Source organism: Methanoculleus thermophilus (assembly GCF_001571405.1).
Taxonomy (GTDB): Archaea; Halobacteriota; Methanomicrobia; order Methanomicrobiales; family Methanoculleaceae; genus Methanoculleus; species Methanoculleus thermophilus.
In genome coordinates this window covers 168745-190658 of sequence record NZ_BCNX01000007.1, presented here as the reverse complement: position 1 = coordinate 190658, position 21914 = coordinate 168745, and the positions used below count along the sequence as shown (strand labels likewise).

General features: G+C 62.5%; 26 protein-coding genes. 11 read left to right on the top strand and 15 right to left on the bottom strand.

Going from position 1 to position 21914, the window contains the following annotated elements; genetic code table 11:
- Positions 1–34 precede the first annotated feature (34 nt).
- A complete protein-coding gene (gene rnhB, locus MCUTH_RS06820) occupies positions 35–679 on the bottom strand; it encodes a ribonuclease HII (protein WP_224732767.1) in 645 nt (214 codons plus the stop codon).
- A gap of 39 nt (positions 680–718) precedes the next feature.
- On the opposite strand from rnhB, the gene MCUTH_RS06815 reads away from it, so the two are divergent.
- Complete coding sequence (locus MCUTH_RS06815) at positions 719–1384, top strand: potassium channel family protein (RefSeq protein ID WP_066957419.1); 666 nt, start codon at positions 719–721, stop codon at positions 1382–1384.
- Here MCUTH_RS06815 and MCUTH_RS06810 read toward each other — a convergent pair.
- Together MCUTH_RS06810 and MCUTH_RS06805 are read right to left on the bottom strand one after the other, a co-directional pair.
- Entirely contained in the window at positions 1376–2572 is a 1197-nt protein-coding gene (locus MCUTH_RS06810; RefSeq protein WP_066957418.1) for an NAD(P)/FAD-dependent oxidoreductase, read from the bottom strand. The genes MCUTH_RS06815 and MCUTH_RS06810 overlap by 9 nt on opposite strands.
- Positions 2562–2738 (bottom strand): 4Fe-4S binding protein, encoded by a 177-nt coding sequence (locus MCUTH_RS06805; protein ID WP_066957416.1) that lies wholly within the window; start codon positions 2736–2738, stop codon positions 2562–2564. The genes MCUTH_RS06810 and MCUTH_RS06805 overlap by 11 nt, the downstream gene beginning before the upstream one ends.
- A gap of 181 nt (positions 2739–2919) precedes the next feature.
- Here MCUTH_RS06805 and cbiT point away from each other — a divergent pair, with 181 nt between their 5' ends.
- Genes cbiT through MCUTH_RS06765 form a run of 8 tightly spaced genes read left to right on the top strand, consistent with a single transcriptional unit; the run spans position 2920 to position 8587 of the window.
- Positions 2920–3450: a precorrin-6Y C5,15-methyltransferase (decarboxylating) subunit CbiT gene (gene cbiT, locus MCUTH_RS06800; protein WP_066957414.1), complete on the top strand. Its 531-nt coding sequence runs from the start codon at positions 2920–2922 to the stop codon at positions 3448–3450.
- Positions 3441–4058, top strand: coding sequence for a cobalt-factor II C(20)-methyltransferase (locus MCUTH_RS06795; RefSeq protein WP_066957412.1), 618 nt, complete (start codon positions 3441–3443; stop codon positions 4056–4058). The genes cbiT and MCUTH_RS06795 overlap by 10 nt, the downstream gene beginning before the upstream one ends.
- Entirely contained in the window at positions 4051–4767 is a 717-nt protein-coding gene (locus tag MCUTH_RS06790) for a cobalt-precorrin-4/precorrin-4 C(11)-methyltransferase (RefSeq protein ID WP_066957410.1), read from the top strand. The genes MCUTH_RS06795 and MCUTH_RS06790 overlap by 8 nt, the downstream gene beginning before the upstream one ends.
- Positions 4764–5636, top strand: a complete 873-nt coding sequence (cbiG, locus tag MCUTH_RS06785) for a cobalt-precorrin 5A hydrolase (RefSeq protein WP_066957407.1) — start codon at positions 4764–4766, stop codon at positions 5634–5636. The genes MCUTH_RS06790 and cbiG overlap by 4 nt, the downstream gene beginning before the upstream one ends.
- Positions 5605–6399: a precorrin-3B C(17)-methyltransferase gene (cobJ, locus tag MCUTH_RS06780; protein ID WP_066957405.1), complete on the top strand. Its 795-nt coding sequence runs from the start codon at positions 5605–5607 to the stop codon at positions 6397–6399. Before cbiG ends, cobJ begins: the two co-directional genes overlap by 32 nt.
- Positions 6347–7027 carry a precorrin-8X methylmutase gene (locus MCUTH_RS06775; protein ID WP_066957403.1) on the top strand — a complete coding sequence of 227 codons (681 nt, stop codon included), beginning with the start codon at positions 6347–6349 and terminating at the stop codon, positions 7025–7027. The genes cobJ and MCUTH_RS06775 overlap by 53 nt, the downstream gene beginning before the upstream one ends.
- Positions 7008–8018, top strand: a complete 1011-nt coding sequence (locus MCUTH_RS06770) for a cobalt-precorrin-5B (C(1))-methyltransferase (protein ID WP_066957400.1) — start codon at positions 7008–7010, stop codon at positions 8016–8018. Before MCUTH_RS06775 ends, MCUTH_RS06770 begins: the two co-directional genes overlap by 20 nt.
- A complete protein-coding gene (locus tag MCUTH_RS06765) occupies positions 8015–8587 on the top strand; it encodes a cobalt-precorrin-7 (C(5))-methyltransferase (RefSeq protein WP_066957398.1) in 573 nt (190 codons plus the stop codon). The genes MCUTH_RS06770 and MCUTH_RS06765 overlap by 4 nt, the downstream gene beginning before the upstream one ends.
- Here MCUTH_RS06765 and MCUTH_RS06760 read toward each other — a convergent pair.
- From MCUTH_RS06760 to MCUTH_RS06750, 3 genes are all read right to left on the bottom strand, one after another.
- Positions 8584–8907, bottom strand: coding sequence for a transposase (locus MCUTH_RS06760; protein ID WP_066957396.1), 324 nt, complete (start codon positions 8905–8907; stop codon positions 8584–8586). The genes MCUTH_RS06765 and MCUTH_RS06760 overlap by 4 nt on opposite strands.
- Before the next feature lie 71 nt (positions 8908–8978).
- The gene (locus tag MCUTH_RS06755; protein ID WP_066957739.1) at positions 8979–9914 is read right to left on the bottom strand and encodes a DNA adenine methylase; all 936 of its coding nucleotides are present in this window, start codon (positions 9912–9914) and stop codon (positions 8979–8981) included.
- Between the two features lie 68 nt (positions 9915–9982).
- The gene (locus tag MCUTH_RS06750; RefSeq protein WP_236707441.1) at positions 9983–10870 is read right to left on the bottom strand and encodes a DNA-methyltransferase; all 888 of its coding nucleotides are present in this window, start codon (positions 10868–10870) and stop codon (positions 9983–9985) included.
- 405 nt (positions 10871–11275) lie between these two features.
- On the opposite strand from MCUTH_RS06750, the gene MCUTH_RS06745 reads away from it, so the two are divergent.
- Positions 11276–13234 carry a PAS domain S-box protein gene (locus MCUTH_RS06745; RefSeq protein WP_066957394.1) on the top strand — a complete coding sequence of 653 codons (1959 nt, stop codon included), beginning with the start codon at positions 11276–11278 and terminating at the stop codon, positions 13232–13234.
- A 50-nt stretch (positions 13235–13284) separates the two neighbouring features.
- Here MCUTH_RS06745 and MCUTH_RS06740 read toward each other — a convergent pair whose 3' ends face one another.
- The 3 genes from MCUTH_RS06740 to MCUTH_RS06730 all read right to left on the bottom strand — a co-directional run bounded on the left by MCUTH_RS06740 (position 13285) and on the right by MCUTH_RS06730 (position 15372).
- Entirely contained in the window at positions 13285–13677 is a 393-nt protein-coding gene (locus tag MCUTH_RS06740) for a cache domain-containing protein (protein WP_066957392.1), read from the bottom strand.
- A gap of 362 nt (positions 13678–14039) precedes the next feature.
- Positions 14040–14546 (bottom strand): hypothetical protein, encoded by a 507-nt coding sequence (locus tag MCUTH_RS06735; RefSeq protein ID WP_150468715.1) that lies wholly within the window; start codon positions 14544–14546, stop codon positions 14040–14042.
- Between the two features lie 121 nt (positions 14547–14667).
- Positions 14668–15372, bottom strand: coding sequence for a small multi-drug export protein (locus MCUTH_RS06730; protein ID WP_066957737.1), 705 nt, complete (start codon positions 15370–15372; stop codon positions 14668–14670).
- A 264-nt stretch (positions 15373–15636) separates the two neighbouring features.
- Between MCUTH_RS06730 and MCUTH_RS06725 the strand changes: the two genes are divergently transcribed.
- The gene (locus tag MCUTH_RS06725) at positions 15637–16236 is read left to right on the top strand and encodes a diacylglycerol/polyprenol kinase family protein (protein WP_161937581.1); all 600 of its coding nucleotides are present in this window, start codon (positions 15637–15639) and stop codon (positions 16234–16236) included.
- 9 nt (positions 16237–16245) lie between these two features.
- On the opposite strand, the gene MCUTH_RS06720 is transcribed toward MCUTH_RS06725, so the two are convergent.
- From MCUTH_RS06720 to MCUTH_RS06695, 6 genes are all read right to left on the bottom strand, one after another.
- Positions 16246–17217 carry a cation diffusion facilitator family transporter gene (locus tag MCUTH_RS06720; RefSeq protein ID WP_066957381.1) on the bottom strand — a complete coding sequence of 324 codons (972 nt, stop codon included), beginning with the start codon at positions 17215–17217 and terminating at the stop codon, positions 16246–16248.
- Positions 17218–17272: 55 nt separating this feature from the next.
- Positions 17273–18772, bottom strand: a complete 1500-nt coding sequence (gene pyk / locus MCUTH_RS06715) for a pyruvate kinase (protein ID WP_191092826.1) — start codon at positions 18770–18772, stop codon at positions 17273–17275.
- Between the two features lie 115 nt (positions 18773–18887).
- A complete protein-coding gene (locus tag MCUTH_RS06710; RefSeq protein ID WP_066957378.1) occupies positions 18888–20093 on the bottom strand; it encodes an energy-coupling factor ABC transporter ATP-binding protein in 1206 nt (401 codons plus the stop codon).
- Complete coding sequence (gene cbiQ, locus MCUTH_RS06705; protein WP_066957377.1) at positions 20090–20866, bottom strand: cobalt ECF transporter T component CbiQ; 777 nt, start codon at positions 20864–20866, stop codon at positions 20090–20092. The genes MCUTH_RS06710 and cbiQ overlap by 4 nt, the downstream gene beginning before the upstream one ends.
- Positions 20867–20909: 43 nt before the next feature.
- Positions 20910–21200 (bottom strand): energy-coupling factor ABC transporter substrate-binding protein, encoded by a 291-nt coding sequence (locus MCUTH_RS06700; protein WP_066957375.1) that lies wholly within the window; start codon positions 21198–21200, stop codon positions 20910–20912.
- Positions 21197–21889 (bottom strand): energy-coupling factor ABC transporter permease, encoded by a 693-nt coding sequence (locus MCUTH_RS06695; RefSeq protein WP_066957732.1) that lies wholly within the window; start codon positions 21887–21889, stop codon positions 21197–21199. The genes MCUTH_RS06700 and MCUTH_RS06695 overlap by 4 nt, the downstream gene beginning before the upstream one ends.
- Between the last annotated feature and the right edge of the window lie 25 nt (positions 21890–21914).

The following is a 21914-nucleotide window of genomic DNA, read 5'->3' as shown; positions in this document are numbered from 1 at the left end:
CGGTTGGCGCGCACGAAGCATAAATACTTCCGGGTTACTGATAATCCAGCAACGTTCTCTGAGAAAGGATCGCCACCGTCTTCCAGCTCCTGCGGGCGCAGGGCGGCGGATTCCCGTACTCCTTGATGTAATTGCGGAGGAACTCGATGGTCGTCGGGTCCGAGGGGTAGCCGCTCCCGATCTTTCCATACTGTTTCGCAAGTTCCCCGATCGCCCGGTCCCGGGTGACCTTTGCGACGATGCTTGCTGCACCGACGATCTTATAGCGGGCGTCGGCCCGGTGTTCGGCGATGATCTCGCAGGGGTAGTCCAGGCGGGCCGCGACTGCTCGACCGTAACGCTCGGCGTTTACGTCGCATGCGTCTACATAGGCCGATTCCGGCCGGAGCCCCATGAGCGCCTCGGCGTGGAGTTCGGCCACACACTCGTTCATACTCATTCTGGTCCGTGCCTCGTCGATCCCGGCGGCGTCAAGCGTGACGATCGAGATCGCGAAGTCGCGAAGGAGGATCTCATAGAGTTCCTCACGCTGCTTCGGTCGGAGGGCCTTTGAGTCGCGGACGGGGAGGGCGGCAATATCCTCAATCTCCCGGCACCCGACGGCGGCAACAACCATGGGGCCGAGGACTGAACCCTTCCCCGCTTCATCCACCCCGCAGATCATACCTTCCTGTTTCATTCGCAAGATATTTCAAGGGCAACGGTCGAATCCAGATGGATGTACACCATCATCGTTGGCCTGGGCGGAATCGGCCGAAATTTGACCGCGATCGCCGTGAACGCCGGTGATTCTGTGGTGGTGATCGATCAGGACGAGGAGCGTGCAAGCGACATCCTGGAGCACTACGATGTCCTCGCCATCACCGGAAATGCGACCGACAAATCGGTGCTCGAAGATGCCGGGATCGATCGGGCCGACGCCCTGGTGGCCACCACGAGCGACGATGCCGTGAACCTGATGACCTGCTGGCTCGCCAAGCGTTACAACGTCCGAAACGTCGTCTCGATCGTCAACCAGAGAGAGCACTCGGACCTCTTCAACGAGGTCGGTGTGAAGATCAGTGAAAATCCCGACGAACTGGTGGCGACCCGGCTCTATTACTGGGCAAAAAGCCCTAACCTCCAGCAGGTCGCCTCGATCCCCGGAGGAACCATCTTCGAGATCGTTGCCGAGGAAGGTGCGCCGATCGTCGACCACGAGATCCGCGAACTCGAGGTCCGCGACTTCGTCTTCATCGCCATCCGGCGCGCAGGGGGCGATCTCATCATCCCGAGCGGTGCCGTCCGTATTCGGCCCGGGGACGTCATAACGGTCTTTACAAAAAAGGAGGCGGAAGGTGATACGATAAAGACGCTCACCCGACAGTTGAAACGGTCAGGCTAGAGCGTCTTTAAGCGCTTTAAGCTCGAAGAGCATCTTCGGGTTGCGCTTGATCAGTTCCTTGATGAGCGCCGAGACCGAGAACTCCTTGAGGCTGATATTGGCGATCGAGTCGGCGAGGGTGTTGAGTTTCGCATCGTCGAGGGTGACGAAGTACTCCTTGACCTTGTAATTCCGCTCGATGGTCGCGCCCATCTTCGATGCACGCCACTCTCTGTCGTAGCGCATCAGCGCATCTTTCGAGCAGTTGCCCGCCTCGATGCACTCCGTGGCCACCTCACCGGCGAGCCTTCCGGTGTACATGGCGTTCCCGATCCCGCCGCCGGTGATGGGATCGACGACCCGTGCTGCGTCGCCGGCAACGATGAGGCCGTCGGCAACCGTGCAGGCGAGCGGCCGGCAGACCGGAACCCCGCCCACGATCGCCTCAATCGTCTTTCCGTTTGGGAAGTTCTTCGCGATAAACCGGTCGAGGTAGTCTTTTGCCCGGGACCCGTCGCGGCTCTTGCGGCCGGAGATGCCGATCCCGACGTTTGCGGTCCGCTCGCCCTTCGGGAAGACCCAGAGGTAGCCTTCGGGCGCGACCTCGTTGCCCAGGTAGAAGTCGGTGGATCCTGCGTCGATATCGATATCCGTCATCAGGTACTGAGCGCAGCTCATCATCTCCCGGAGGGGGACGACCGTATCGAGCCCGGCCCGGCGGGCGAACTGCGCCTCGGTGCCGTCGGCGGCGATGACAACCTCGGCCCGGATCTCTGCCGGCCTTCCGATCGAGATCACGTTCGCACCCCGGACGGCTCCGTTCTCCATGATCGGCGCTGTCGCCCGGGTCTTGACGGCCACATCCGCCCCGGCCTCGGCAGCCTGCCAGACGAGTTCCCGGTCAAAGACTTTCCGGTCGAGGACGTAGCCGACCTCGTTTCCTGCCCTGTCCTGTTCGAGGGCGATGGTGGTGCCGTTCGGCGCGATGAGCCGGGCCCGCTCGATATCTGCGGAGATCCAGCGCGGATCGGGTTTGACGAACTCTTTTAGGAGCTCTTTGCCGATTCCCTCCGCGCACCGGACCGGTGTGCCGATGGCAGGGCGTTTCTCGATGAGGCAGACCGAGTTTCCTGCCTCGGCGGCGGTCTTTGCCGCGAGCGCGCCTGCGGGTCCGCCCCCGATGACGAGGATGTCGTATTTACTCTTCATGGACTACCTCCAGTGCTCCAAGCGGGCATGCCCGTGCGCAGGTGCCACAGGAGATGCATTCCCGCTCAAGGCTGAGGTACGCGTCGATCAGTTCGAGCGCATCCTCGGGGCAGACTGCGACGCAGGTGCCGCAGTATCCACACTTGTCTCGGTTTATCCTGAGCATTGTACTCATATTATCGTCTGTCCCGCAAAAACCTTTATGCACCTTGCGTGAGTTGCAGCATTGAAATCCTCGCTTCCGTTGCTGGATCGATGGTCGGTCCTCCAGTGCTCTCCGGACACGGGTGCTCCACTGGTCTATTTAATATGAGTTAACACAAATTCATCTGGGAAACGGGGATGCTATGGGGCTGAAGGGTGGACCCACGCAGGATGAAGTCATGGCCGTCTCGCTTGCAAAACTCGGGTTACGTCCGGGCGACCGGGTGGTCGATGTCGGGTGCGGAACAGGCAAGGTCGCGATCGCCGCATCGGCCGTGGCTGAACGCGTCTATGCAATTGATCGGCGGCCGGAGGCTATCGCGTATGCCCGGGCCGAGGCCGCCGCCGCCGGCGCCGAGAATATCGAGTTTTTCGAGGGTGACGCGGTGGAGATCATCCCGAAGATCGACCGGATCGACGCCGCCTTCGTCGGCGGCTCCCGCCGCCTGCCCGAGGTCCTCAACCTCCTTGCCGGGAAGGTGAGGGGGAGGATCGTCGTGAACGCGGTGATGGTCGGGACGCTTCAATCGGCGATCGAGAGCATGCAGCGTCTCGGGATCTTTTCAGAGGCCGTTCACCTCCAGGTCTCCAGGTCCGCCGGGATCGCCGGCGGGGTGATGTTTAAACCCATAAATCCTGTCTATATCATCGTCGGAGGTGTCGGATGCTCGTAGGCGTGGGGCTCGGGCCCGGCGACCCGGAGCTCCTGACGCTCCGGGCGGTCCGACTTTTACGTGAAGCATCGGCGGTCTTTGTCCCCGGCAACCTCGCCTACGAACTGGTTCGTCCTTACCGTCCCGAGGCCGTTGTCCTCGACTTCCCGATGACGAGCGATGAGGCCTACATACGGGAGTGCCTTGAGGCGAACGCCGCCCGGATCGCGCCGTATGCAAAGGACGGTCTCGCGGTCTTTGGGATCATCGGGGACCCGAACTTCTACTCGACCTTCTCCCGGCTCTGTGAGGTGATCGCATCCCGCTACCCCGAGATCACGTTTGCGACCGAGCCCGGGATCAGCTCCATCACCGCGTTTGCCTCCGTCGCGAACGTCCCGGTGAACAGCGGGTTCCTCGTCTCGGACGGGAGCGAACCGGAGTCCCGGATCTTCATGAAGGTCAGACGGCCCGCGGCGCTCGCGGCCTCCCTCTCAAAGGAGGGATACTCGGAGTTCGTCCTCGTCGAGCGGATGTTTTTGCCAGAGCAGCGGGTCTACCGGGGGGACGAACTCCCCGAGACGAGCGACTACTTCTCAATCCTCTTTGCGAGGCGGTCGCATGCATAAGTTCTACATCGTGGGTGCGGGGCCGGGGGCGCCCGATCTCATCACCGTCCGCGGCATGGACCTCCTCCGGCGGGCGGACGTCCTCATCTACGCGGGCTCGCTCGTGAACCCGGCCCTGGTTGCAGAGTCCGGCGCGAAGGTGAAACTCGACAGCTGGGGGATGAGTCTACCCGAGATCGTGGATGCGATCGAGGAGCACGTCCGGGCGGGAAGACTCGTCGTCCGGCTCCACTCCGGCGATCCGTCTCTCTACGGTGCGATCGTCGAGCAGATGGCGGAGCTTGAACGGCGCGGGATCGAGGCCGAGATCGTCCCCGGGGTCTCGTCGCTCTTTGCGGCCGCAGCGGCCCTAAAGACTCAACTCACCCTCCGCGGCGTCTCCGAGGGGCTGGTCGTCACCCGCCCGGCGGGGGCGACGCTTGAAGAGGACTTGATCCCGGAGTTATCCCGGCTTGAGCAGACGATGGTGGTCTTCCTCGGGACCGAGCGGATGGAGGAGGTCCTCGCCCGGGTGGAGTGCCCGCCGGAGACCCCGGCGGCTGTTGTCTACCACGCATCCTGGCCCGACCAGAAGGTCATCCGGGGGACGGTGGCTGATATCGCTGCAAAGGCCCGGGAGGCCGGGATCGAGCGGACGGCGCTGATCATCATCGGGAAGGCGGTCGTTGGGGCGGCCTCGGGCTACGGGAGGTCGGTCCTCTACTCATGACCGGGACTGTGGTGATCGCCCTCGAGCGGTTCCTCCCCAAAGCCCGCCGGCTTGCCGATGCGCTCGGCGCAGATCTTCTGCCCTACGGTCCGGAAGTCTTCCGGACGGCATTTTCTGCCTACGATCGGATCGTCGCCCTGATGTCGGCCGGAATAGCCGTCCGGGGGATCGCACCGCTCCTTTCCGACAAGTGGCGGGACCCCGCGGTGGTGGTGGTCGGCCCCGACCTCCGCTACGCCGTCCCGGTCGTCGGGGGGCACCACGGCGCAAACGATCTTGCCCGGGAACTTGCCGCTCTCGGGGTCACGCCGGTGATCACGACCGCGACCGAGGCATGCGGCCGCGAGTCTGTCGAGGGGATAGCCACTCGCACGGGGTGCGACGTCGTGAACCGCTCCTCCACCCGGGCGGTGAACGCCGCGATCCTGGACGGCGACGTCCCTCTCTATACGGTGACCGGGACCGGGATCGTCGTCGCGGGTCCGGGGGTCGCCCTCCTCGTCCGGAAGGGGGAGTACGTCGTCGGCCTTGGGTGCCGCAAGGGCGTCGGGGCGCCCGAGGTGGTGGAGGCCGCCCGGCGGGCTCTCGAGGCTGTCGGGATCACGGAGAGCGAGGTTCTTGTCTACGCGACGACGGCAAAGAAGCGTCACGAGACAGGGCTTCTTGAGGCCGTCGCGGAGCTCGGGGGAAACCTCGTCTTCTTCGACGACGAGACGCTGAATGCAGAGGCGGCCCCGTCGCCCTCGCGAGCCGATCTGATCGGGCTTTCCGGGGTTGCGGAACCCGCGGCTCTTGCAGCCTCGAAGAGGAAGGAACTGGTGCTTGCCAAGCAGACTTATGGGAGTGTTACCGTTGCAATCGCGCGATAGGAGTGGAAGACTATATATCGTCGGGACCGGTCCCGGCGACCTGCTGCAGATGACGCCCCGGGCGCTCAAAGCCCTCGGCGAGGCCGACTGCGTCATCGGCAACGGGTTCTATCTCGACCTCGTCGAGCCGATGCTCGCTGGAAAAGAGGTCATCCGGAGCGGCATGGGCCGCGAGGTCGACCGGGCGCGACGTGCCCTCGATCTTGCAAAAGACCGTGTCGTCGCGATGGTGAGCGGCGGCGATGCCGGAGTCTACGGGATGGCGAGCATCGTGCTCGAGGTGGCCGAACGGTCGGGATCGAATGTCGCAATCGAGGTCATCCCCGGGATCACGGCCGCGCTCTCGGCGGGGGCGCTTCTGGGGTCGCCGCTCTCGGGCGACTACGTCACGATGAGTCTCTCGGATCTCCTCACCCCCTGGGAGGAGATCGAGCGGAGGCTCGATCTGGCGTTTCAGATGCGGGTTCCGGTCGTCCTCTACAACCCCCGCTCCCGGGGGAGGCAGCATAACCTCGATGCGGCGATCGCGATCGCCCGCCGCTACCTCCCGGCAACTACACCGGTCGGGGTGGTCAAGAACGCCTACCGGATGGGGGAGGAACGGTTGATAACGACGCTGGGCGAGTTCGGCGATCACTTTGCCTTCGTGGACATGCACTCGATCGTCTTTATCGGCGGAGAGGAGACGAGAATCTGGAGAAGTGAGACTGATGCGAGAGGAATCATCACGCCCCGGGGATACCACCGGAAATACGTATACTGATCTTGCTGCGGTCACCCCGGAGGCCTACGCAATAGCGAGCACGAGCCGGAACCTGGCCCGGGAGATGGTGGGTGACGCCACCCTCGAGGACCGGATCCGGCAGCGGTGCTCGGTTGCGGTCGGCGACTTTGCGATGGCTGATCTTATGCGCTTTTCCGGCGACCCGGTCGAGGCCGGGGTCGCTGCACTCAAGATGCGTGCGCCGATCATCACCGATATCAGGATGGTGCAGACCGGCATCCTGAAACGCGGGCATTCAAGCGAGGTCCTCTGCGCCCTCGATTACGGCGAGGATATCGCCCAACAACGTGGGATTACCAGGACGTCCGCGGGATTCTTTGCCCTGCGCGATCGACTTGAGGGCTCGGTCGTGGTCATCGGGAACGCTCCGTCTGCGCTCCTCGGCGTCTGCGATATGGTCCGGGAGGGGCTCCGACCGGCGCTCATCATCGGGACCCCGGTGGGATTTGTGAACGCGGCGGAGTCTAAGGAAGTGCTCCGCGAGTTCGATCTGCCGTCGATCTCGAACGTCGGGACCCGCGGAGGGACGCCGGTTGCGGTAGCGGCGATGAATGAGATCATCACGATCTTTGCCGAGCGTGCTGGCCATGCGGGACCCGGTTACTGATTTCGAGTACCCCGAGGCCTGGGTCGCGGCCTGCCGCTCGCCCGACCTCCTCCCTGACGTGGAGAGGGGGCTTGCGGTCCTGACGGCGTCCGGATCGGTCCTCCGCCGGGGGTTTACGACCGGGACGACCGCGGCCGCTGCCTGCAAGGCGGCGGTCCTCTCGCTTGCCCTCGATACCGTAAACGAGGTCGAGGTCACCCTTCCCTGCGGTATCACGGTCAGCCTCCCGGTGGACGCCTATCGCGGAGAGGCGTCGTGCCGGAAGGACTCCGGGGACTACCCCTCGGACGTGACCGCGGGGCTTGAGTTTACCGCGACCGCGGTCTCCTCTCTCTCGGATGGCGTCCAGTTCGTTCCGGGCGCGGGGATCGGGAGTTTCGCCCGCAACACCCACCGTCACCGGCTGGGGACACCGGCAATCAGCGATCCGGCGCTCGACTGCATCAAGCGCTCGATCGGTGAGGCGGTTGAGCAGGCGGGTCTTTCTGGGGTAACGGTCATCCTCACGGCCCCCCGGGGGGCCGAGGTGGCGCAAAAGACCTTAAACCCGAGGATAGGGGTGCAGGGCGGGATATCGATCCTCGGGACGACCGGGCTCGTCGAGCCGTGGGACGACCACATGACGGAGGGGGTGCTCGACCGGATTGCCCGCACGAATGCGGTCGTGCTGACGACCGGGAGGCTCGGGCTGCGCTACTCCCGACTCCTCTTCCCCGACCGGGAGGCGATTCTCGTCGGGAGCAAACTCGAGGAGGCGCTCCGGGTGGCCGACGGTGATACGGTGATCTGCGGGCTCCCCGGCCTTATCATGAAGTTCATGAACCCGAATGTTCTCGAGGGCACCGGGTGCGCGACGGTGGAGGAACTCTCGACGACCTCGCTCTGGGATGAGGTGGCCCGCCGGGAGTTAGCGGCTTTCCGGGACCGCTACCCCCGCGTCCGGGTCGTGATCGTCGACCGCAGCGGCCGGATCATCGGGGAATCGCCGTGAAGATCGTCGGCGTGGGCTGCGGGCCGGGGATGCTGACCGCGGAGGCGGCGAGGATCATCGCTGGCGCTTCGCTCATCTACGGCTCGGCCCGGGCGATCGAACTTGCGCGGGATGCCATCCCGCCGGAGTGCGAGGTGCACGAGATCACGGATTACCGAAGCCTTCGCTCCCTCCCAGACCACGCGGTCGTCCTCTCGACGGGAGACCCGATGCTTGCGGGGCTCGGCTACCTCCCCGGCGAGGTCGTCCCGGGGATCTCCTCGCTCCAGGTTGCCTTCGCCCGGCTCAAACTTCCGCTCACAAGGGCGGCGATCGTCTCGGCCCACGGGAAGGACCACATCCGTGCGGTTGCCGACGCTAAAAAAGAGGTCCTTGCGGGCCGGGTGGTCTTTCTCATCGCCGACCCGGCCTTCAAGGTAGGGGCACTCGCGGCCGCCCTACCGCCCCGGATCCGGATTGCCGTCTGCGAGGACCTCGGCTACCCGGCGGAGCGGATCGCCGTCGGGACGGCCGCGGAGCCCCCAACACCCCGGGGCGACCTTTTCGTGGTGGTGGCGGGAGATTTTTAAGAGACGGACGATTGGGGCTCCACCCTCACGCATCGATCTATCTCCCCCTTCCGGAACTCGTAGCCTGACCGGAGGAGGTCGAGGAAGATTGTCTGGTACGCCCCTCGTTCGCAGAGCTCGAGATGGTAGCGGTGAACCGTCGATTTTGTACCATACCGCGCCGGCACATCGCTCCAGGCGCACCCGGTGGTGAGGACGTACAGGATGCCGTTGAAGAGGCATCTAGGGTCCCGGCGCGGCCGGCCGATATGAGGTTTCTGAGGCAGGAGGTGTCTCTGGATAATCTCCCAGAGTTCGTCGTCGATCTCCCGAAACGCCATAGGCCTTGCATGTCCTCGGAGGCCTTATAGTTTTGGGATGGGTAGTGTTCGGGGCCCGGCGATAAATGTTCTCAGCGATCGCGCGGATCGTAGTTCATAACGATGATCTCATGGATCTTGCCCCGCCCCGCCCCGTCGCAGTTGATCATCCGTCTCGCCGGGACCCGGTCTATATAATAGTCCTTATAGAGATCATCGAAGAATCCGTCATTTGGGTCGATGTTTTTCGGGTCCGAGTTGCTCAGCATGAGTTTCGCGCCCTTCGCATCGCATTCTGCATAAAACGCCGCAAGACGCTTCTGCTCAGCGTCGTTAAACCCCCCTTTCGAGTACTGCGTGAACGAGGATGTCCGGTTCAGGGGCCGATACGGGGGGTCGAAGTAGACGAAGGTCTCTTCGGATATGTAGGGTCTAGACTGCGTGAAATCGCCGAGATGGATGGTGGTATTCTCAAGCGCGAGGGAGTCGGCCCGGAGCAGATCTTCGTGCAGGATCGTCGGGTTTTTGTATCTGCCGAACGGGACGTTGAACTCGCCCCGCGAGTTTACCCGGTATAGGCCGTTGAAGCATGTTTTGTTGAGAAAGATAAACTGTGCAGCCCGCTCCACCCACCCCTCGCCGTACTGCGCGAAGTTGATGCTCCTCTTTCTGCGATTGAACGTATCCCGTATGGCGTAGTAGTACTCTTTGCGCCTGGCATCGTCCCGGGAGAGGAACGCGTCGCTAAGATCGCTTAAGCACTCGATGAGTCCTTCGACGTCGCGTTTTACGACGTTGTAGACGAGGACGAGCTCCTCGTTGATATCGAATATATGGCACTCTCTGAACCCAAAGATGCTGTTAAAATTGAAGTATACCGCCCCGCCACCCATGAACGGCTCGACAAAGACCGGGAGGGCTCCGGCTGTGAGGTCTTTAGGCACTCTTTTCGTGAACGCATCGAGCAACTGCGCCTTTCCGCCTGCCCACTTGAGAAACGGTCGTGCGAGGGGTGTATTTCTTGTCATCTTAATCCGGGTGAGTTCTTCAGGTATCGAGAAAGGTTTGCACTGAGACTGTTTAGTATTGCCTTTTCTCATCCGGGTCTGGAGCCTTGCGCTTTCTGCCGGGGAGGCAGGATCCCCTCCCGCTTTAGCATCTTCTCGATGGACCAGCGGCCCCGGCCGAATTCTCTTCCGAGTCTCTCGATGGCTGCCTTCTTTGTGCTCCCGGACTCGATCAGTATCGCGAACCTGGAGACCAGGGCTCTCCGGTCGCTGTCGGTCCAGGGCCTGCCCTGGTTCTTTGGTCTCTCTGTCAGTGGCGTCCTTAACGATTGCAGCAGGCATCCGGGCTTGATACCCCTCAACTCTCTCACCCGGAGATCGAATATCGGTCCGGATATCTCAAACCCGGTCGCCCGGCGGTTGAGCCCGATGGCCGCTCTTGCAGTCGAGAACCCGCCAAGAAACATGTCGCAGACGAGGTCGCCCTCGTTGCTGCTGTACTGGAGCATCTTGATGAGCAACTCCGCCGGCAGCTCGTTCTTGTTCTTTGTCTGCCCGGGTTTGTATTCTCGGTTGATGCACCAGACGTCCTCGCGGTCCCGGTAGTTGGGCGACCGGCCGTCCGCCGTCCTCTCCCAGGCCCCGTACCGGGACTCGAGGTTGAACGTCCTCTCGCCGCCGGGTTTCTCGTAGTAGAGGATGTGGTAGTGGGAAGAGACGTACTTCCTGCTCGTATAGACGCCGAAGTTGTAGCGCCATATGATGTGGTTGACCTCGCGAAGGTGCGTCTTGCGCAGGGCATGGAGGATGTGGTAGAGGTTGGTGTAGCCCGAGACGATGTAGATCGACCCGCCTGGCCTCAGTATCCGCTCGGCCTCCCGGATCCATGCGAGGCTGAACTCTCCGTAGCGGTGAGCGGGAACCTCGATGTACCCGTCGAGGACGAACCTCTCGTCCCGGTTGTAGTGCTGGTGCAGCCGGTCGCCGTTGATGCCGTAGGGGGGGGTCCGTGATGATCAGGTCGATTGCGTCGTCGGGGATATGCTCTTTCGCCCCGGCGATGCAGTCACCGTTGTAGAAGATGTTGCCGTTGACCTCCTCATACCTCATGTAACTCTCCACCCCGGCTTACACGTAGATCACGTGGGCTGCACGAGAATATCTCTTCACCGCTCCGAGGTGCCTGTGATCATTCCCGGCGGAATTTTGGGATGGTACAGGCGATCCACCCGCTTACCCGCGCAGTTATATACGATCGGTCCGAATTTCAACGGACAGCAGGAGAAAAACAACTCTTAGATCTTTACATGACGGTAGGTTTCAATGAAACACAGGCTTCATCCTCCAGCGAAGTGAGGGGGGGCAGGCGAAAGACCCCTCCCATGGGAGAGCGGCCGCAGCATGAACGTATAGCGGAACTCCAGGCCGAGATCGAGATGCTCCGGCGAGAGAACGCTGCACTTCTCTCCCTGAAGGATGCCCTGCAGGGGAGCGAGGAACGTTACCGGCGACTCTTTGAGGACGATCTCACCGGCGACTTTCTTGCCTCCGTCGATGGCCGGATCCTCGCATGCAACCCGGCGTTTCTCCGGATATTCGGGTTTGCCTCAATCGAGGATGCGCTGCAGACGAATATCAGGGATCTCTACGCCGACCCTGAGGACCGGGACCGGCTCCTCGAACGCCTCGAAAGAGAGGGAAAGGTGGAGAACGAGGGCATGGCCCGGAGGCGCCGGGACGGCAGTTACATTCACGTCGTCGAGAACCTGGTCGGGCGTTTTGATGCAGACGGCGAACTTGTTGAGATCCAGGGTTATACTTACGACGATTCGGAGCGGAAACGAGCGGAAGATGCCCTGCAGGAGAATATGAGGTGGTACCAGCAGATTCTCGATAACCCATTCGTCGGGTACGTCCATTGTGAGATAGTCACCGATACCGCCGGCAATCCCGTTGATATCGTCTACCTGGAAGTCAACAGGGCATTCGAATTCTTTACCGGGATTGGGCGTGATGCGGCCCTGCACCGGCGGGTGACCGAGTTCTTTACTCCCGAAGAGGTCACCGATCTCATCACGATCTACGGGAGGGTGGCGCTGACGGGTGAATCTGCGACGTTTGAGTACCCGCTCCCGTCCCTCTCGCGGTGGTTTGAGGTCACCGCGTTCTCGTTCGAACGGGGGCGGGTTACAGCATTCTTCACCGACATCACGAAGCGTAAGCGGGCGGAGGCGGCCCACCGGGAGAGCGAAGAGCGGTTTCGTGCGGTGCTCGAGAGTTCGCTCGATGTAGTCTATCGGCTCAACCTGCAGACCGATCGCTACGATTATGTGAGCCCGGTTGTTGGGGAGATCCTCGGTGTTACCCCGGGGGAGATGACCACGATGGACCATGACGCGTTCATGGACCGCGTCCATCCTGAAGATCGTCCGGTGGTTGAAGAGGAGTTTTATAAGTCCATTCTCAGGACGAAAGGGTTCCTTGTGTACCGGTTCCGGGCAAAAGACGGCCAGTATCGCTGGCTTGAGGATCACTTCACGGTCATCGACGATGTGAACGGCTGGCCGCACTTCCGGAGCGGGATCTTTCGTGATATCACCGAGCGAAAGCAGACGGAGGAGGCCCTCCAGCGTCACGCGGCTGAACTTACACGGATCCACCGGGATCTTGAGTCCGCCCACCGGGAGGCGAACCTCTACCTCGATATCCTGACTCACGACATCAGGAACACCGAGAACGTCTCAAACCTCTACACCGAACTCCTCCTCGATTCCGTGGAGGGGGAGGCGGTCGGGTATCTGGTGAACCTGAAGCGGAGCATAACAAAGAGCATCGAGATCCTCGGGATGGTCTCGAAGATCCGGCGGATCCATGCAGGCCCGCCTCTCCTTCGCCCGACCGATCTCGATGCGGTCATCAGGGCCGAGATCGCCCACTTCCCGGAGGTCCCCATTCATTACGAGGGGACCACGGCTACGGTCCTCGCCGACGATCTCCTCTCCGAGATCTTCACGAACCTGATCGGCAATGCCGTCAAGCACGGCGGTCCGGGCGTTGCGATATCCATCCGGGTCGAGGCGGATGAGGTGGGGTTCTTCCGGGTGACGGTCGCGGACACCGGGCGGGGGGTCCCGGATAGCCAGAAAGACGTGATCTTCCACCGCTATGAGAGGAAGCAGCGTGGTGTGGGCGAGGGGCTCGGGCTCTACCTTGTCCAGATCCTCGTCGATCGCTACGGCGGCAGGATCTGGGTCGAGGACCGGGTGCCGGGCCGCTCGGAACAGGGGGCGGCGTTCTCCTTCCTGCTCCGGGAGGCGGAAGGAGTGCCGGTGCGGCCGTGAGATTACAGGAAGATGAGACCTGCTCTCACGCGGCCACCCGTCCTTTCTTCTTATTCAACCGCCCGGATCACCGCCACCCTCCACTCCGTCCCGTGGAGCCCGGTGGTCGTCCAGGTGATCTCCTTCTGCACCGTCTCTCCTCCGTCGGCGGCAAACTTGTATGTCGCGGTGCCGTAGCGCTCGCTGACGACCCGCTGGGCCGTATCGAGCAAGTCCGGGTGATCGGTGTAGAGCGGGTCTTCAAACATCATCCGCCCGATCTGGGCCGGGTCGGTGTCGTAGATCACCCGTCCGTCCGTCTGGAGGACCATCACCTGGTAGGGGGTGCCGTCCGCCGCCGGGCCGGCGATCTCTCCGATCAGGACTTCCGGCCGGAAGACGATGGAGGTGAACCCGACGAAGAGCCCTTCGTCCGTGAAGACGGGTGCCTCGATGACCGCCACCTGGGGTCTGATCCTGAAGCCGCCCCTTATGCAACCGCCGCCCGACTGCAGCGGTCACGACGCCGATAGCGGCTAGGGTTCCGATCCCGGGCGCGGGGTTCTGCCGGTAAACCTCCTGGAGGCGGTTGCATGAACGGGAAGGGAGTTCCCGGGTCTGGGAAGTTATCTCTCTTCGTTCTCTGGCCAGTTGCTGTGCTCGTATGAGGCCCAACAGATCACGCCGTTTGTGCCGTCGCCGACCGGCAGGTTTCTTGTTTTCGGGGATATTACCCTGTAACACCCCATCTAAAATTCACCATTCTCCCCCACAACTGCCCCCTTCCCCTCAACCCCGTGGAGCCCGGTCGTCGTCCTGAGGACCGTCACCTCGTTGTGGTGTCGTTCGCCGCCGGGTCGGCAATCCCGTCAAGCAGATCATACAGAGAGAAAGTGACCGGGGTAGCCCCTGAGGAGGGCTCCTCTCCCGAGAAGACCGGCGTCGTGACGATCACCTCCGGGAACACCTCCGACGTAAGGGCGTGGTCCTGATCCTCGGGACTCTGGCCATCGATGTCGAAGGCCGGATCGGCCGCAACGATCCCCCCGTCCGCATCAGGGAGCGTCCCACAGACAATCTCAAGATCCGACCAGTTGAGGTTCACAGGGACACCGCGGGTGGTGCTCTCGCTTAGGCCAGTATCCCCGAAGGCAACGTGGCTCAGGCGGCCATCGAGCGCCTCGAGCACCGTGGAGATATCGGACTGAAGATGTGTAAGGAGCACCGTAGCATCATGCTCGGTCGCGGGATCGGATGGCGCCACCGGCTGGTCAAGCACCACAAAACCGACGCCGATCGCAACCCCCACGCATATCGCAACCAGAATCGCCAAAAACGGGGCAATCCTAGGATACGACACTGAATTCATTTAAAAGCCTCGTAAATGGTAGCAATGACTTGGAAGGATATAAATACTGCGAAATTACTTCGGTTTCCACCGAAAACAGCAGCCATCATGGCCGCCGTTCACGGAGCCGCCTCTTATGCATAAGCCAGCCCGCGGCCGCGGCCACGATCGCAGCAACGATCCCGACCAGGATCCCGATCCCGAGTGTAGGATCCTCGCGGTAGATCTCCAGGAGCACGTCGGCGCCGAGGGCAAAGACGAGGCAGGAGGCAAGCGATCCCGTGCAGACGCAACCAAAGACCCGCCGTCCGCTCAGCCCGAGCAGTCGCCCGAGGATCGCCCCGTTCATCGCCCCCGTCCCCTGGAGCGGGAAGAAGACAAAGAGGATGAGCCCGATCGTAGAGAACCGCCTGAGCCATGGCTGGCGCTCGGTGTAGTTCCTGCCGAACGTCATCCCGCTCTCAATCAGCCGGCCGATGAAGGGGATCTTCAGAGCCAGATCGAAGTTCCAGACGACAAAGAGAGAGACGGCGACGTCGAGGAGGAAGATCACGGCCGTGATGAGCCACCAGGGATAACCCGCGATGATCGCGAGGGGGATGATCGTCTCCTTCCCGGCCGGGGGGACGAAGTAGGCGGCGATCAGCCCGGAGATGATCAGGAATCGTTCGTAGGGCTCAGTCAGGTAGAGCGCCGCAATGACCGCGGGAATGATGGCAAGCGGGAGGATGAACTTGATGGGAATGATGATGTAGGGGTTCGCGAAAAGAGCCTTCCAACCCTCTGGTCTGGGTGTGTGTTCCGCGGTCATGATACGGTCGCCCGGGTGGGAGATGTAGTTCAAATTTAGTGTATCGGGATAATACGTTATCGAAGTGATTCTAGGCAGGTTCTTCAAGTCTGTGGAGGACGAGGATACGTGCATGACCCCCGCCCGACAGCCCCGGTTCCCATACCAAGCGTCGAGGCCGGCACCGGGGAGAGTGCACTCTCGCACGGTCGCAAACGTAGAAGCCGCGCTTGAGAATATCCGCGAGGATGCCCGGGCCATCATACGGGAATGCCGCTCGCGGTGATGTTGCGACCAGACGAGAGTTTAACCGTCTGCACGCCGATACCGGAGAGGATGAACGAGTCGCTCCGGCAGGTCGTCCACCTCGTCTTCGGGCTCGGGATCGCGGGCTTTGTCCTCCTCTTTGACCGCGACCTCGCCCTTGCAGTCCTCATGATTGCCCTCTTTGGTGGGTCCATCCTCTCCGACGCCGTCTCCCGTGGCTACACCATCCCGGTCATCTCGCGGATCCTTGCGGGTCTTGAGCGGCGGGATGCCGTCCCGGGTAGAGGAGCTCTCTTCTTTGCTATCGGTGCCCTCTTCTGCCTTGTATTCTTCCCAAAAGGGATTGCCTTCGCCGGACTTGTTGTGCTCTCGCTCCTTGACAGCGTCACCACGCTTGTCGGCGTCCGGTTCGGCCGGACCCGGATCTACAACCACAAGTCCCTTGAGGGCACATCCGCCGGAATTGTGGTGACGGCGGTTGTGCTCTCTCTCATCGTCCCGCCGCCGATCGCTCTTTTGACCGCCGCGATCGCCGGCCTTGCGGAACTCGCAAGCCCCGTGGACGACAACCTCGTCGTCCCGGTCGTGGCCTGCCTCGTTCTTGCAGTGCTGCTCTGAGAGCGGCGGTCAGTCCCGGTGCACCGCGTGATCGCACACAGTATAGATCGCGCAAGCCGGGCAGTCCTCGCCGGTGCAGGGCTGGACCCGGATCGTGACGCTTGTCCGGGGGAACTCCCGTTTGACGTCGTCTTCCACCTCTTTTACGATACCGTACGCCTCCTCGAGGGTCGCGGTCCTCGGGACGACAAGGTGGAGGTCCACGAACCGGTTCGGTCCCGACCGGCGGGTCCGGAGCCGGTGGAACCCGATGACGTCCGTGCAGTGGCTGCTGATGATCTCCCGGATCCGGCTCTCCTCATCTGGGGGAAGACTCCGGTCGACGAGGTCCTCAAACGAGCGCCGGATAAGATCGAAGGCCGCCCGGAGGATGATGACGGCGACCGCGAGCGCAACGATAGAATCGAGGACGACAAGACCGGTCAGCCGGATCAGGACGAGCCCGGCCACGACCCCGGCGGAGGTGTAGACGTCGGTCCGCAGGTGCCAGGCATCGCTCTCGAGCGCTATCGACTCGGTCTGCTTTGCCACTCTCATCAACCGGGACGAGACGTAGAGGTTCACCCCGGCCGAGAGCAGCATGACCGCGATACCGAGCCCGAGCCCGTCGACGTCCAGCGTCTCCCCCTCGCCAAGGAGGTTTCCCGCCGCCTCGCTGATGATCAGGAGGGCGGCTGCGAGGATCAGGACCGCCTCAAGGAGCCCCGATATGCTCTCGTACTTCCCGTGCCCGAAGGTGTGGCACTCATCGGGGGGCCGGGCAGACTGCCGGACCGAGAAGTAGGCGATGATCGCGGCAATCAGGTCGATAGCGGAGTGAATTGCCTCGGATATGATACTGATCGAGCCGATGGCAAATCCGACGGCGAGTTTCGCCGTCACAAGAAATGCATTCGAAGCGACCGAGAGGCGTGCAGTCTTCTCTTTGAGCACGCCGTCCTGGCCCGGAACCTCACGCTTCTCTGATGCGGCCGCTCCCATCTACTGTAGGTGTTCGCTCCCCACCGGGATAGGGTTTGTTGTGCCGGGGGTCTCTTTAATCAACGGTCAGGATGATGAGCGAGTCCGTGCCCTCACGCCCCGGGGAGACCCCTTCGGTCAGCACCACGCGCTCGCCGGGTTCGATCAGGCCCCAGTCCCGGATCGCGTCCAGGATCGCTCCGTGCCAGTATTCCTTCTCGCTCCGGATCAGGAACGGCCTGACCCCGTAGGAGAACGCCAGAAACTTGGCTGTGCTCGGGTTCCGGGTGAACGCGAGGACCCAGGCTTCAGGCTTGAACCGGGAGATATTCCTCGGCGTGATCCCCGAGCGGGTGGGCGTCAGCACGAACCGGATATTGAGAGCGTCCAGTGCCTCGATGACGTTTAACGAGACGACATCGTTGACGGTGATCTTCTCCCGGCCTTTTCCCTGCCGGAAATAGCCGAGCAGGTTGCACCCCGGCCCGATACTCGAGCGTTTCTCCTCGGTCGAACGGGCAATCTTTGCCATCATCGCGACCGTCTCGACCGGGTACTTCCCGATGGACGTCTCTTCGGAGAGCATGACGGCATCCGTCCCATCGAGAATGGCGTTTGCGACATCGGTCACCTCCGCTCGTGTCGGCCGGATGTTGTCGGTCATCGACATCAGCATCTGGGTGGCGGTGATCACCGGCCGGCCGAGGATATTGGCCTTCTGGATGATCCGTTTCTGCACCGCAGGAACCTCCTCAATGGGGATCTGGACCCCGAGGTCGCCGCGGGCAATCATGACGCCGTCGGTCTCCCGGAGGATCCCGTCGATGTTTGCGAGCGCCTCCTGCCGTTCGATCTTTGAGATCACCTTGATGGTCTTCCCGGACCGGGCCGCATGCTCTCTGGCTCTCAGGATGTCCTCCGGCCGCTCGATGAAGGATATACTGAACGTATCGAGCCCTTCTCCAAGCCCGAAATCGATGCACTCTCGGTCGCGGTCGGTCAGGGCGCTGACTGCGAGGACTCCTCCGCCGCCCACGATGCTCATCCCCTTGCGCGAGAGGAGGGGGCCGCCGACGATCACCGTTGCCCGGACGTCCGATCCCGCGACCTCATTGACCCGGAGTTGGAGGAACCCGTCGCTGAGGTAGATGATGCTCCCTTCCGAGACCAGCTGCGGAAACTGCTCGAACTCGACAGGGATCCGTGTGGGATCGCCGGCCGCCGGGGCGGTGGTGAGGGTGACGACCTCGCCTTTGTGGAGTTCCAGCGGCTCGATCGCAAGATCGCCGATCCGGATCTTGGGTCCGGGCAGATCGATCAGGATCGTGACCGGGAGCCCGGCATCATCCGCGGCGGCCCGGATGTTGCGGATGGTCTCCCGGTGCTCGTCGAACGATCCGTGGGAGAGGTTGAGCCGGGCGACGTCCATGCCGGCCTGGATCATCCGGACGAGCACCTCCCGGGAACGGGATGCGGGCCCGATGGTACAGACGATCTTTGTCTTATGGTCGGGCAGGCTCATCCGTTTCCGTTTTGCCTGCTCCGATATCCTGTGCAGCACCTCCTCGACCATCATAAGATATCCACAGGTACCGGTATCGGATTAATCTTCGCCCGAACGTTGATGATGGTCAGGGGACAAACCAGTCTGCCCGGACCATAAGCTCACTCCGGGACAATTACCGCCCCGATTATTCCGGTATCCTCTCGCGGTCGGGTACCGGGGTCAACGTCTCTTGCACCGGTGTCACGATGAGTTTGCGTCCGCTCTCGGCGCCGTACTCCCCGATCCGGCGGTGGACATGCTCGACCATACCCCCGGTGGTGATGATGAGCGAGTTCTCGCCGATGAGCGCCTTTAGGATGCACTTGTCGATGACACCGTAGGTGTAATCGAGGATGATCCGCTCTCGGTTCGCGAACTCCTTTGCGCGTGTGCCCATTGCCCCGACGTGATCGACCTCTCCGCGCTCCAGGAGCGCCCGAACCTCGTCGCCGCCGGTCCGGTCGGCGTTGCAGAGGTAGATCGTCCCGGTCCCGTTCCGTGCCGGGACGTGGCCGTGCAGCACCCGCTCGATCCGGTCGGTGAACTCAAGCACGCTCTTAGGCGGGACGTCGCGGTCGATGATGCGCCGTAGCCCAAGCTCGTTGTAGAGGTCGAGCAGGGCTGGTGGTTTTAGGCGGGCGGTGGCAAGGAGGGCGTGGTCCGAGAAGACCTCTTCCGGCGGCCCACGGGCAAGGACCCTGCCATGCGCCATGAGGATGACCGAGTCGGCCCAGCGGTAGGCGAGCTCGACGTCGTGCGTCGATACGAGCACCGTCCGGCCGCTGGAGGCGAGTTCGTCGAGGAGCTCCATCACCTCCTCAGAGCTCGCGGGGTCGAGGGTGTTCGTCGGTTCGTCGAAGACGAGGACCGCCGGCTCCATCGCGAGGATACCGGCGATGGCGACGCGCTTCTTCTCCCCGCCGGAGATGTGGTGGGGAGGCCGCTTCTCGTAACCCTGGAGCCCGACATAGCCGAGGGCGTCCCGGACCGCCCGCCGGACGGCGTCGGGGGAAAGACCGAGGTTCACCGGCCCGAAGGCCACGTCCGCCTCAACGGTCGGGGCGATTATCTGGACGTCGGGGTTCTGGAAGACGAATCCGACCCGGCGGCGCAGTTCCCGGAGACTTTGGTTATCGTATGCAATCGGTCGGCCGCCAAAGCGGACCTCTCCCGAATCGGGTCGGATCATGCCGTTGAGCATCAGGAGGAGCGTCGATTTCCCGGCGCCGTTCGGCCCGACGAGGGCGGTCTTCGAGCCGGCGGCGATCTTGATGCTCACCCCGGCGAGGGCGGCAGGACCGTTTGGGTAGGCGTAGGTGACGTTCTTGGTCTCAAGCAGTGGTGTCGTCATATGAGTGTCAGACCTCCGGTAGAGAGCAGGATTCCGAGGGCGGCCAGGAGATAGAGGAGGGCGGCCGCAACCGCTGTGGCGGAGATGGATCGGGGTTCACCGGGGAGGGTGAGCCTGCCGTCGTAGCAGCGTGCGTCCATCGCGAGGATCAGGGCTTCGCCGCTCTCCCAGGTGCGGAGGAAGAGGGCTCCGGCAAGCATCCCAAACGACTGGATCGATTCCCGGAACCGGCCGTAACCGAGGCGCATCACCTGCGCACGATAGATCTGGCCCGCCTCTTCGATGAGGATGAAGATGAACCGGTAGGTGAGCATGGTAAGATCGACAAAGACGGCGGGCACCCGGAGTCGCTGGAGGATCTCGAGAATCTCGGCCATCGGGGTCGTGAGCGCGATGAAGAAGAGCGAGCACATCCCCCCGAAGACCCGGGCGAGGAGGAGGGCGGCGAGGTTTGCCCCCCCGGCCGTGATCGTGAGGGGAAGACCGGGGACCTCGAGGAGGACGTCTCCTCCTGGGGTGATGAAGAGGATCACGGCGATGCTCATTGCCGCAAACGAGACCGGGATGAGGAGGAGCCGGGTGTAGAACCGGACCGGAATCTTTGCCAGGACTAGGATCGCAGCGCTCATCGAGGCTGAGACGAAGAGAGGGGCGACGGGTCCTGGGGACGAGACGCAGAGGAGGATGCTCGCAATTCCGATGAAGAGTTTAAGCCCCGGGTTTATCTGCCGCAGACCGTTTGTCTGAGCATAGTCATCGAGGATATTGTGCACGGTAGTCCCGTCCCCTTACCGAGTTGACCGGTCCGTCAAAAAATCAGGCGGTTTTCCTGCTGCCATGCCAGTAGCCGAATATGTAGCCGATGATCACGGCACCGATGGCGGCCTGGAGGGCAAAGAGGAGCGACTCTATCTCACCGCTCGGGGGCACCCAGGAGGACTCCGTCCAGGGCTCGTAGCCTGAAGCCTCGATGAGGGCGGCGGCCTCGCCGTCTGCCCCGCCCCAGGCCTCCTCTCCGGAGGCCCGGATCGCGGCGTCCTGAACGAGAAAGACCGCGGCAAAGATGATGATGATTGCGGCGACCGCGATCTCCATACGATACTTCATGCGGCGGCCTCCTGGAGTTTCTTGACGGTGCTTTCGGATAGGAGGTTTAGGCGGGTGAGGATCTCGGGTTTGAGCTGGACGATATACTTGAAGACGAGTGCAATCACCGCTCCTTCCACGATGGCGAGCGGGACCTGGGTGACGGCAAAGATCGCGGCGAAGGCCGAGAACGCCTCAAAAAACCCGGTGGCTGCGGGAAATGCGAGCGCAAGCTGGATGGAGGTGACGACGTACGTAACGAGGTCGGCAAGGGCAGCGGCAAGGAAGACCGTCGCGTAGGTGTTTGCACCCGCCCGGGTCCCGGCTTTATAGATGAGGTAGGCGACGGCGGGCCCCGCGATCCCCATCGAGAAGACGTTCGCCCCGAGGGTGGTGATCCCGCCGTGGGCGAGGAAGACCGCCTGGAAGATGAGGACGATCAGGCCGAGGACGGCGGCGATGCAGGGGCCAAAGAGGATGCCGCCAAGCCCCGTCCCCGTGGGATGGGAGCAACTCCCGTTGAACGAGGGGAGTTTGAGCGAGGAGAGGACGAAGACGAATGCGCCTGCGACCGCAAGAAGCGGCAGGGCTTCTCGTTTCTCTTTGACGAGCCTGTCGAGTTGGTACAGTCCGATGACGATGAAGGGCAGGGAGACGAGGAACCAGATCTCCCACCAGGGGCTTGGTAAGAATCCTTCCATGATGTGCATGATGATCACCCGACCGCCCTCCTGG

Excerpts from the sequence above, each read along its gene's own strand:
- rnhB (WP_224732767.1), bottom strand. The coding sequence starts at position 679 with ATGAAACAGGAAGGTATGATCTGCGGGGTGGATGAAGCGGGGAAGGGT.
- MCUTH_RS06815 (WP_066957419.1), top strand. The coding sequence starts at position 719 with ATGTACACCATCATCGTTGGCCTGGGCGGAATCGGCCGAAATTTGACC.
- MCUTH_RS06810 (WP_066957418.1), bottom strand. The coding sequence starts at position 2,572 with ATGAAGAGTAAATACGACATCCTCGTCATCGGGGGCGGACCCGCAGGC.
- MCUTH_RS06805 (WP_066957416.1), bottom strand. The coding sequence starts at position 2,738 with ATGCTCAGGATAAACCGAGACAAGTGTGGATACTGCGGCACCTGCGTC.
- cbiT (WP_066957414.1), top strand. The coding sequence starts at position 2,920 with ATGGGGCTGAAGGGTGGACCCACGCAGGATGAAGTCATGGCCGTCTCG.
- MCUTH_RS06795 (WP_066957412.1), top strand. The coding sequence starts at position 3,441 with ATGCTCGTAGGCGTGGGGCTCGGGCCCGGCGACCCGGAGCTCCTGACG.
- MCUTH_RS06790 (WP_066957410.1), top strand. The coding sequence starts at position 4,051 with ATGCATAAGTTCTACATCGTGGGTGCGGGGCCGGGGGCGCCCGATCTC.
- cbiG (WP_066957407.1), top strand. The coding sequence starts at position 4,764 with ATGACCGGGACTGTGGTGATCGCCCTCGAGCGGTTCCTCCCCAAAGCC.
- cobJ (WP_066957405.1), top strand. The coding sequence starts at position 5,605 with ATGGGAGTGTTACCGTTGCAATCGCGCGATAGGAGTGGAAGACTATAT.
- MCUTH_RS06775 (WP_066957403.1), top strand. The coding sequence starts at position 6,347 with ATGCGAGAGGAATCATCACGCCCCGGGGATACCACCGGAAATACGTAT.
- MCUTH_RS06770 (WP_066957400.1), top strand. The coding sequence starts at position 7,008 with ATGCGGGACCCGGTTACTGATTTCGAGTACCCCGAGGCCTGGGTCGCG.
- MCUTH_RS06760 (WP_066957396.1), bottom strand. The coding sequence starts at position 8,907 with ATGGCGTTTCGGGAGATCGACGACGAACTCTGGGAGATTATCCAGAGA.
- MCUTH_RS06755 (WP_066957739.1), bottom strand. The coding sequence starts at position 9,914 with ATGACAAGAAATACACCCCTCGCACGACCGTTTCTCAAGTGGGCAGGC.
- MCUTH_RS06745 (WP_066957394.1), top strand. The coding sequence starts at position 11,276 with ATGGGAGAGCGGCCGCAGCATGAACGTATAGCGGAACTCCAGGCCGAG.
- MCUTH_RS06730 (WP_066957737.1), bottom strand. The coding sequence starts at position 15,372 with ATGACCGCGGAACACACACCCAGACCAGAGGGTTGGAAGGCTCTTTTC.
- MCUTH_RS06725 (WP_161937581.1), top strand. The coding sequence starts at position 15,637 with ATGTTGCGACCAGACGAGAGTTTAACCGTCTGCACGCCGATACCGGAG.
- MCUTH_RS06720 (WP_066957381.1), bottom strand. The coding sequence starts at position 17,217 with ATGGGAGCGGCCGCATCAGAGAAGCGTGAGGTTCCGGGCCAGGACGGC.
- pyk (WP_191092826.1), bottom strand. The coding sequence starts at position 18,772 with ATGATGGTCGAGGAGGTGCTGCACAGGATATCGGAGCAGGCAAAACGG.
- MCUTH_RS06710 (WP_066957378.1), bottom strand. The coding sequence starts at position 20,093 with ATGACGACACCACTGCTTGAGACCAAGAACGTCACCTACGCCTACCCA.
- MCUTH_RS06700 (WP_066957375.1), bottom strand. The coding sequence starts at position 21,200 with ATGAAGTATCGTATGGAGATCGCGGTCGCCGCAATCATCATCATCTTT.
- MCUTH_RS06695 (WP_066957732.1), bottom strand. The coding sequence starts at position 21,889 with ATGCACATCATGGAAGGATTCTTACCAAGCCCCTGGTGGGAGATCTGG.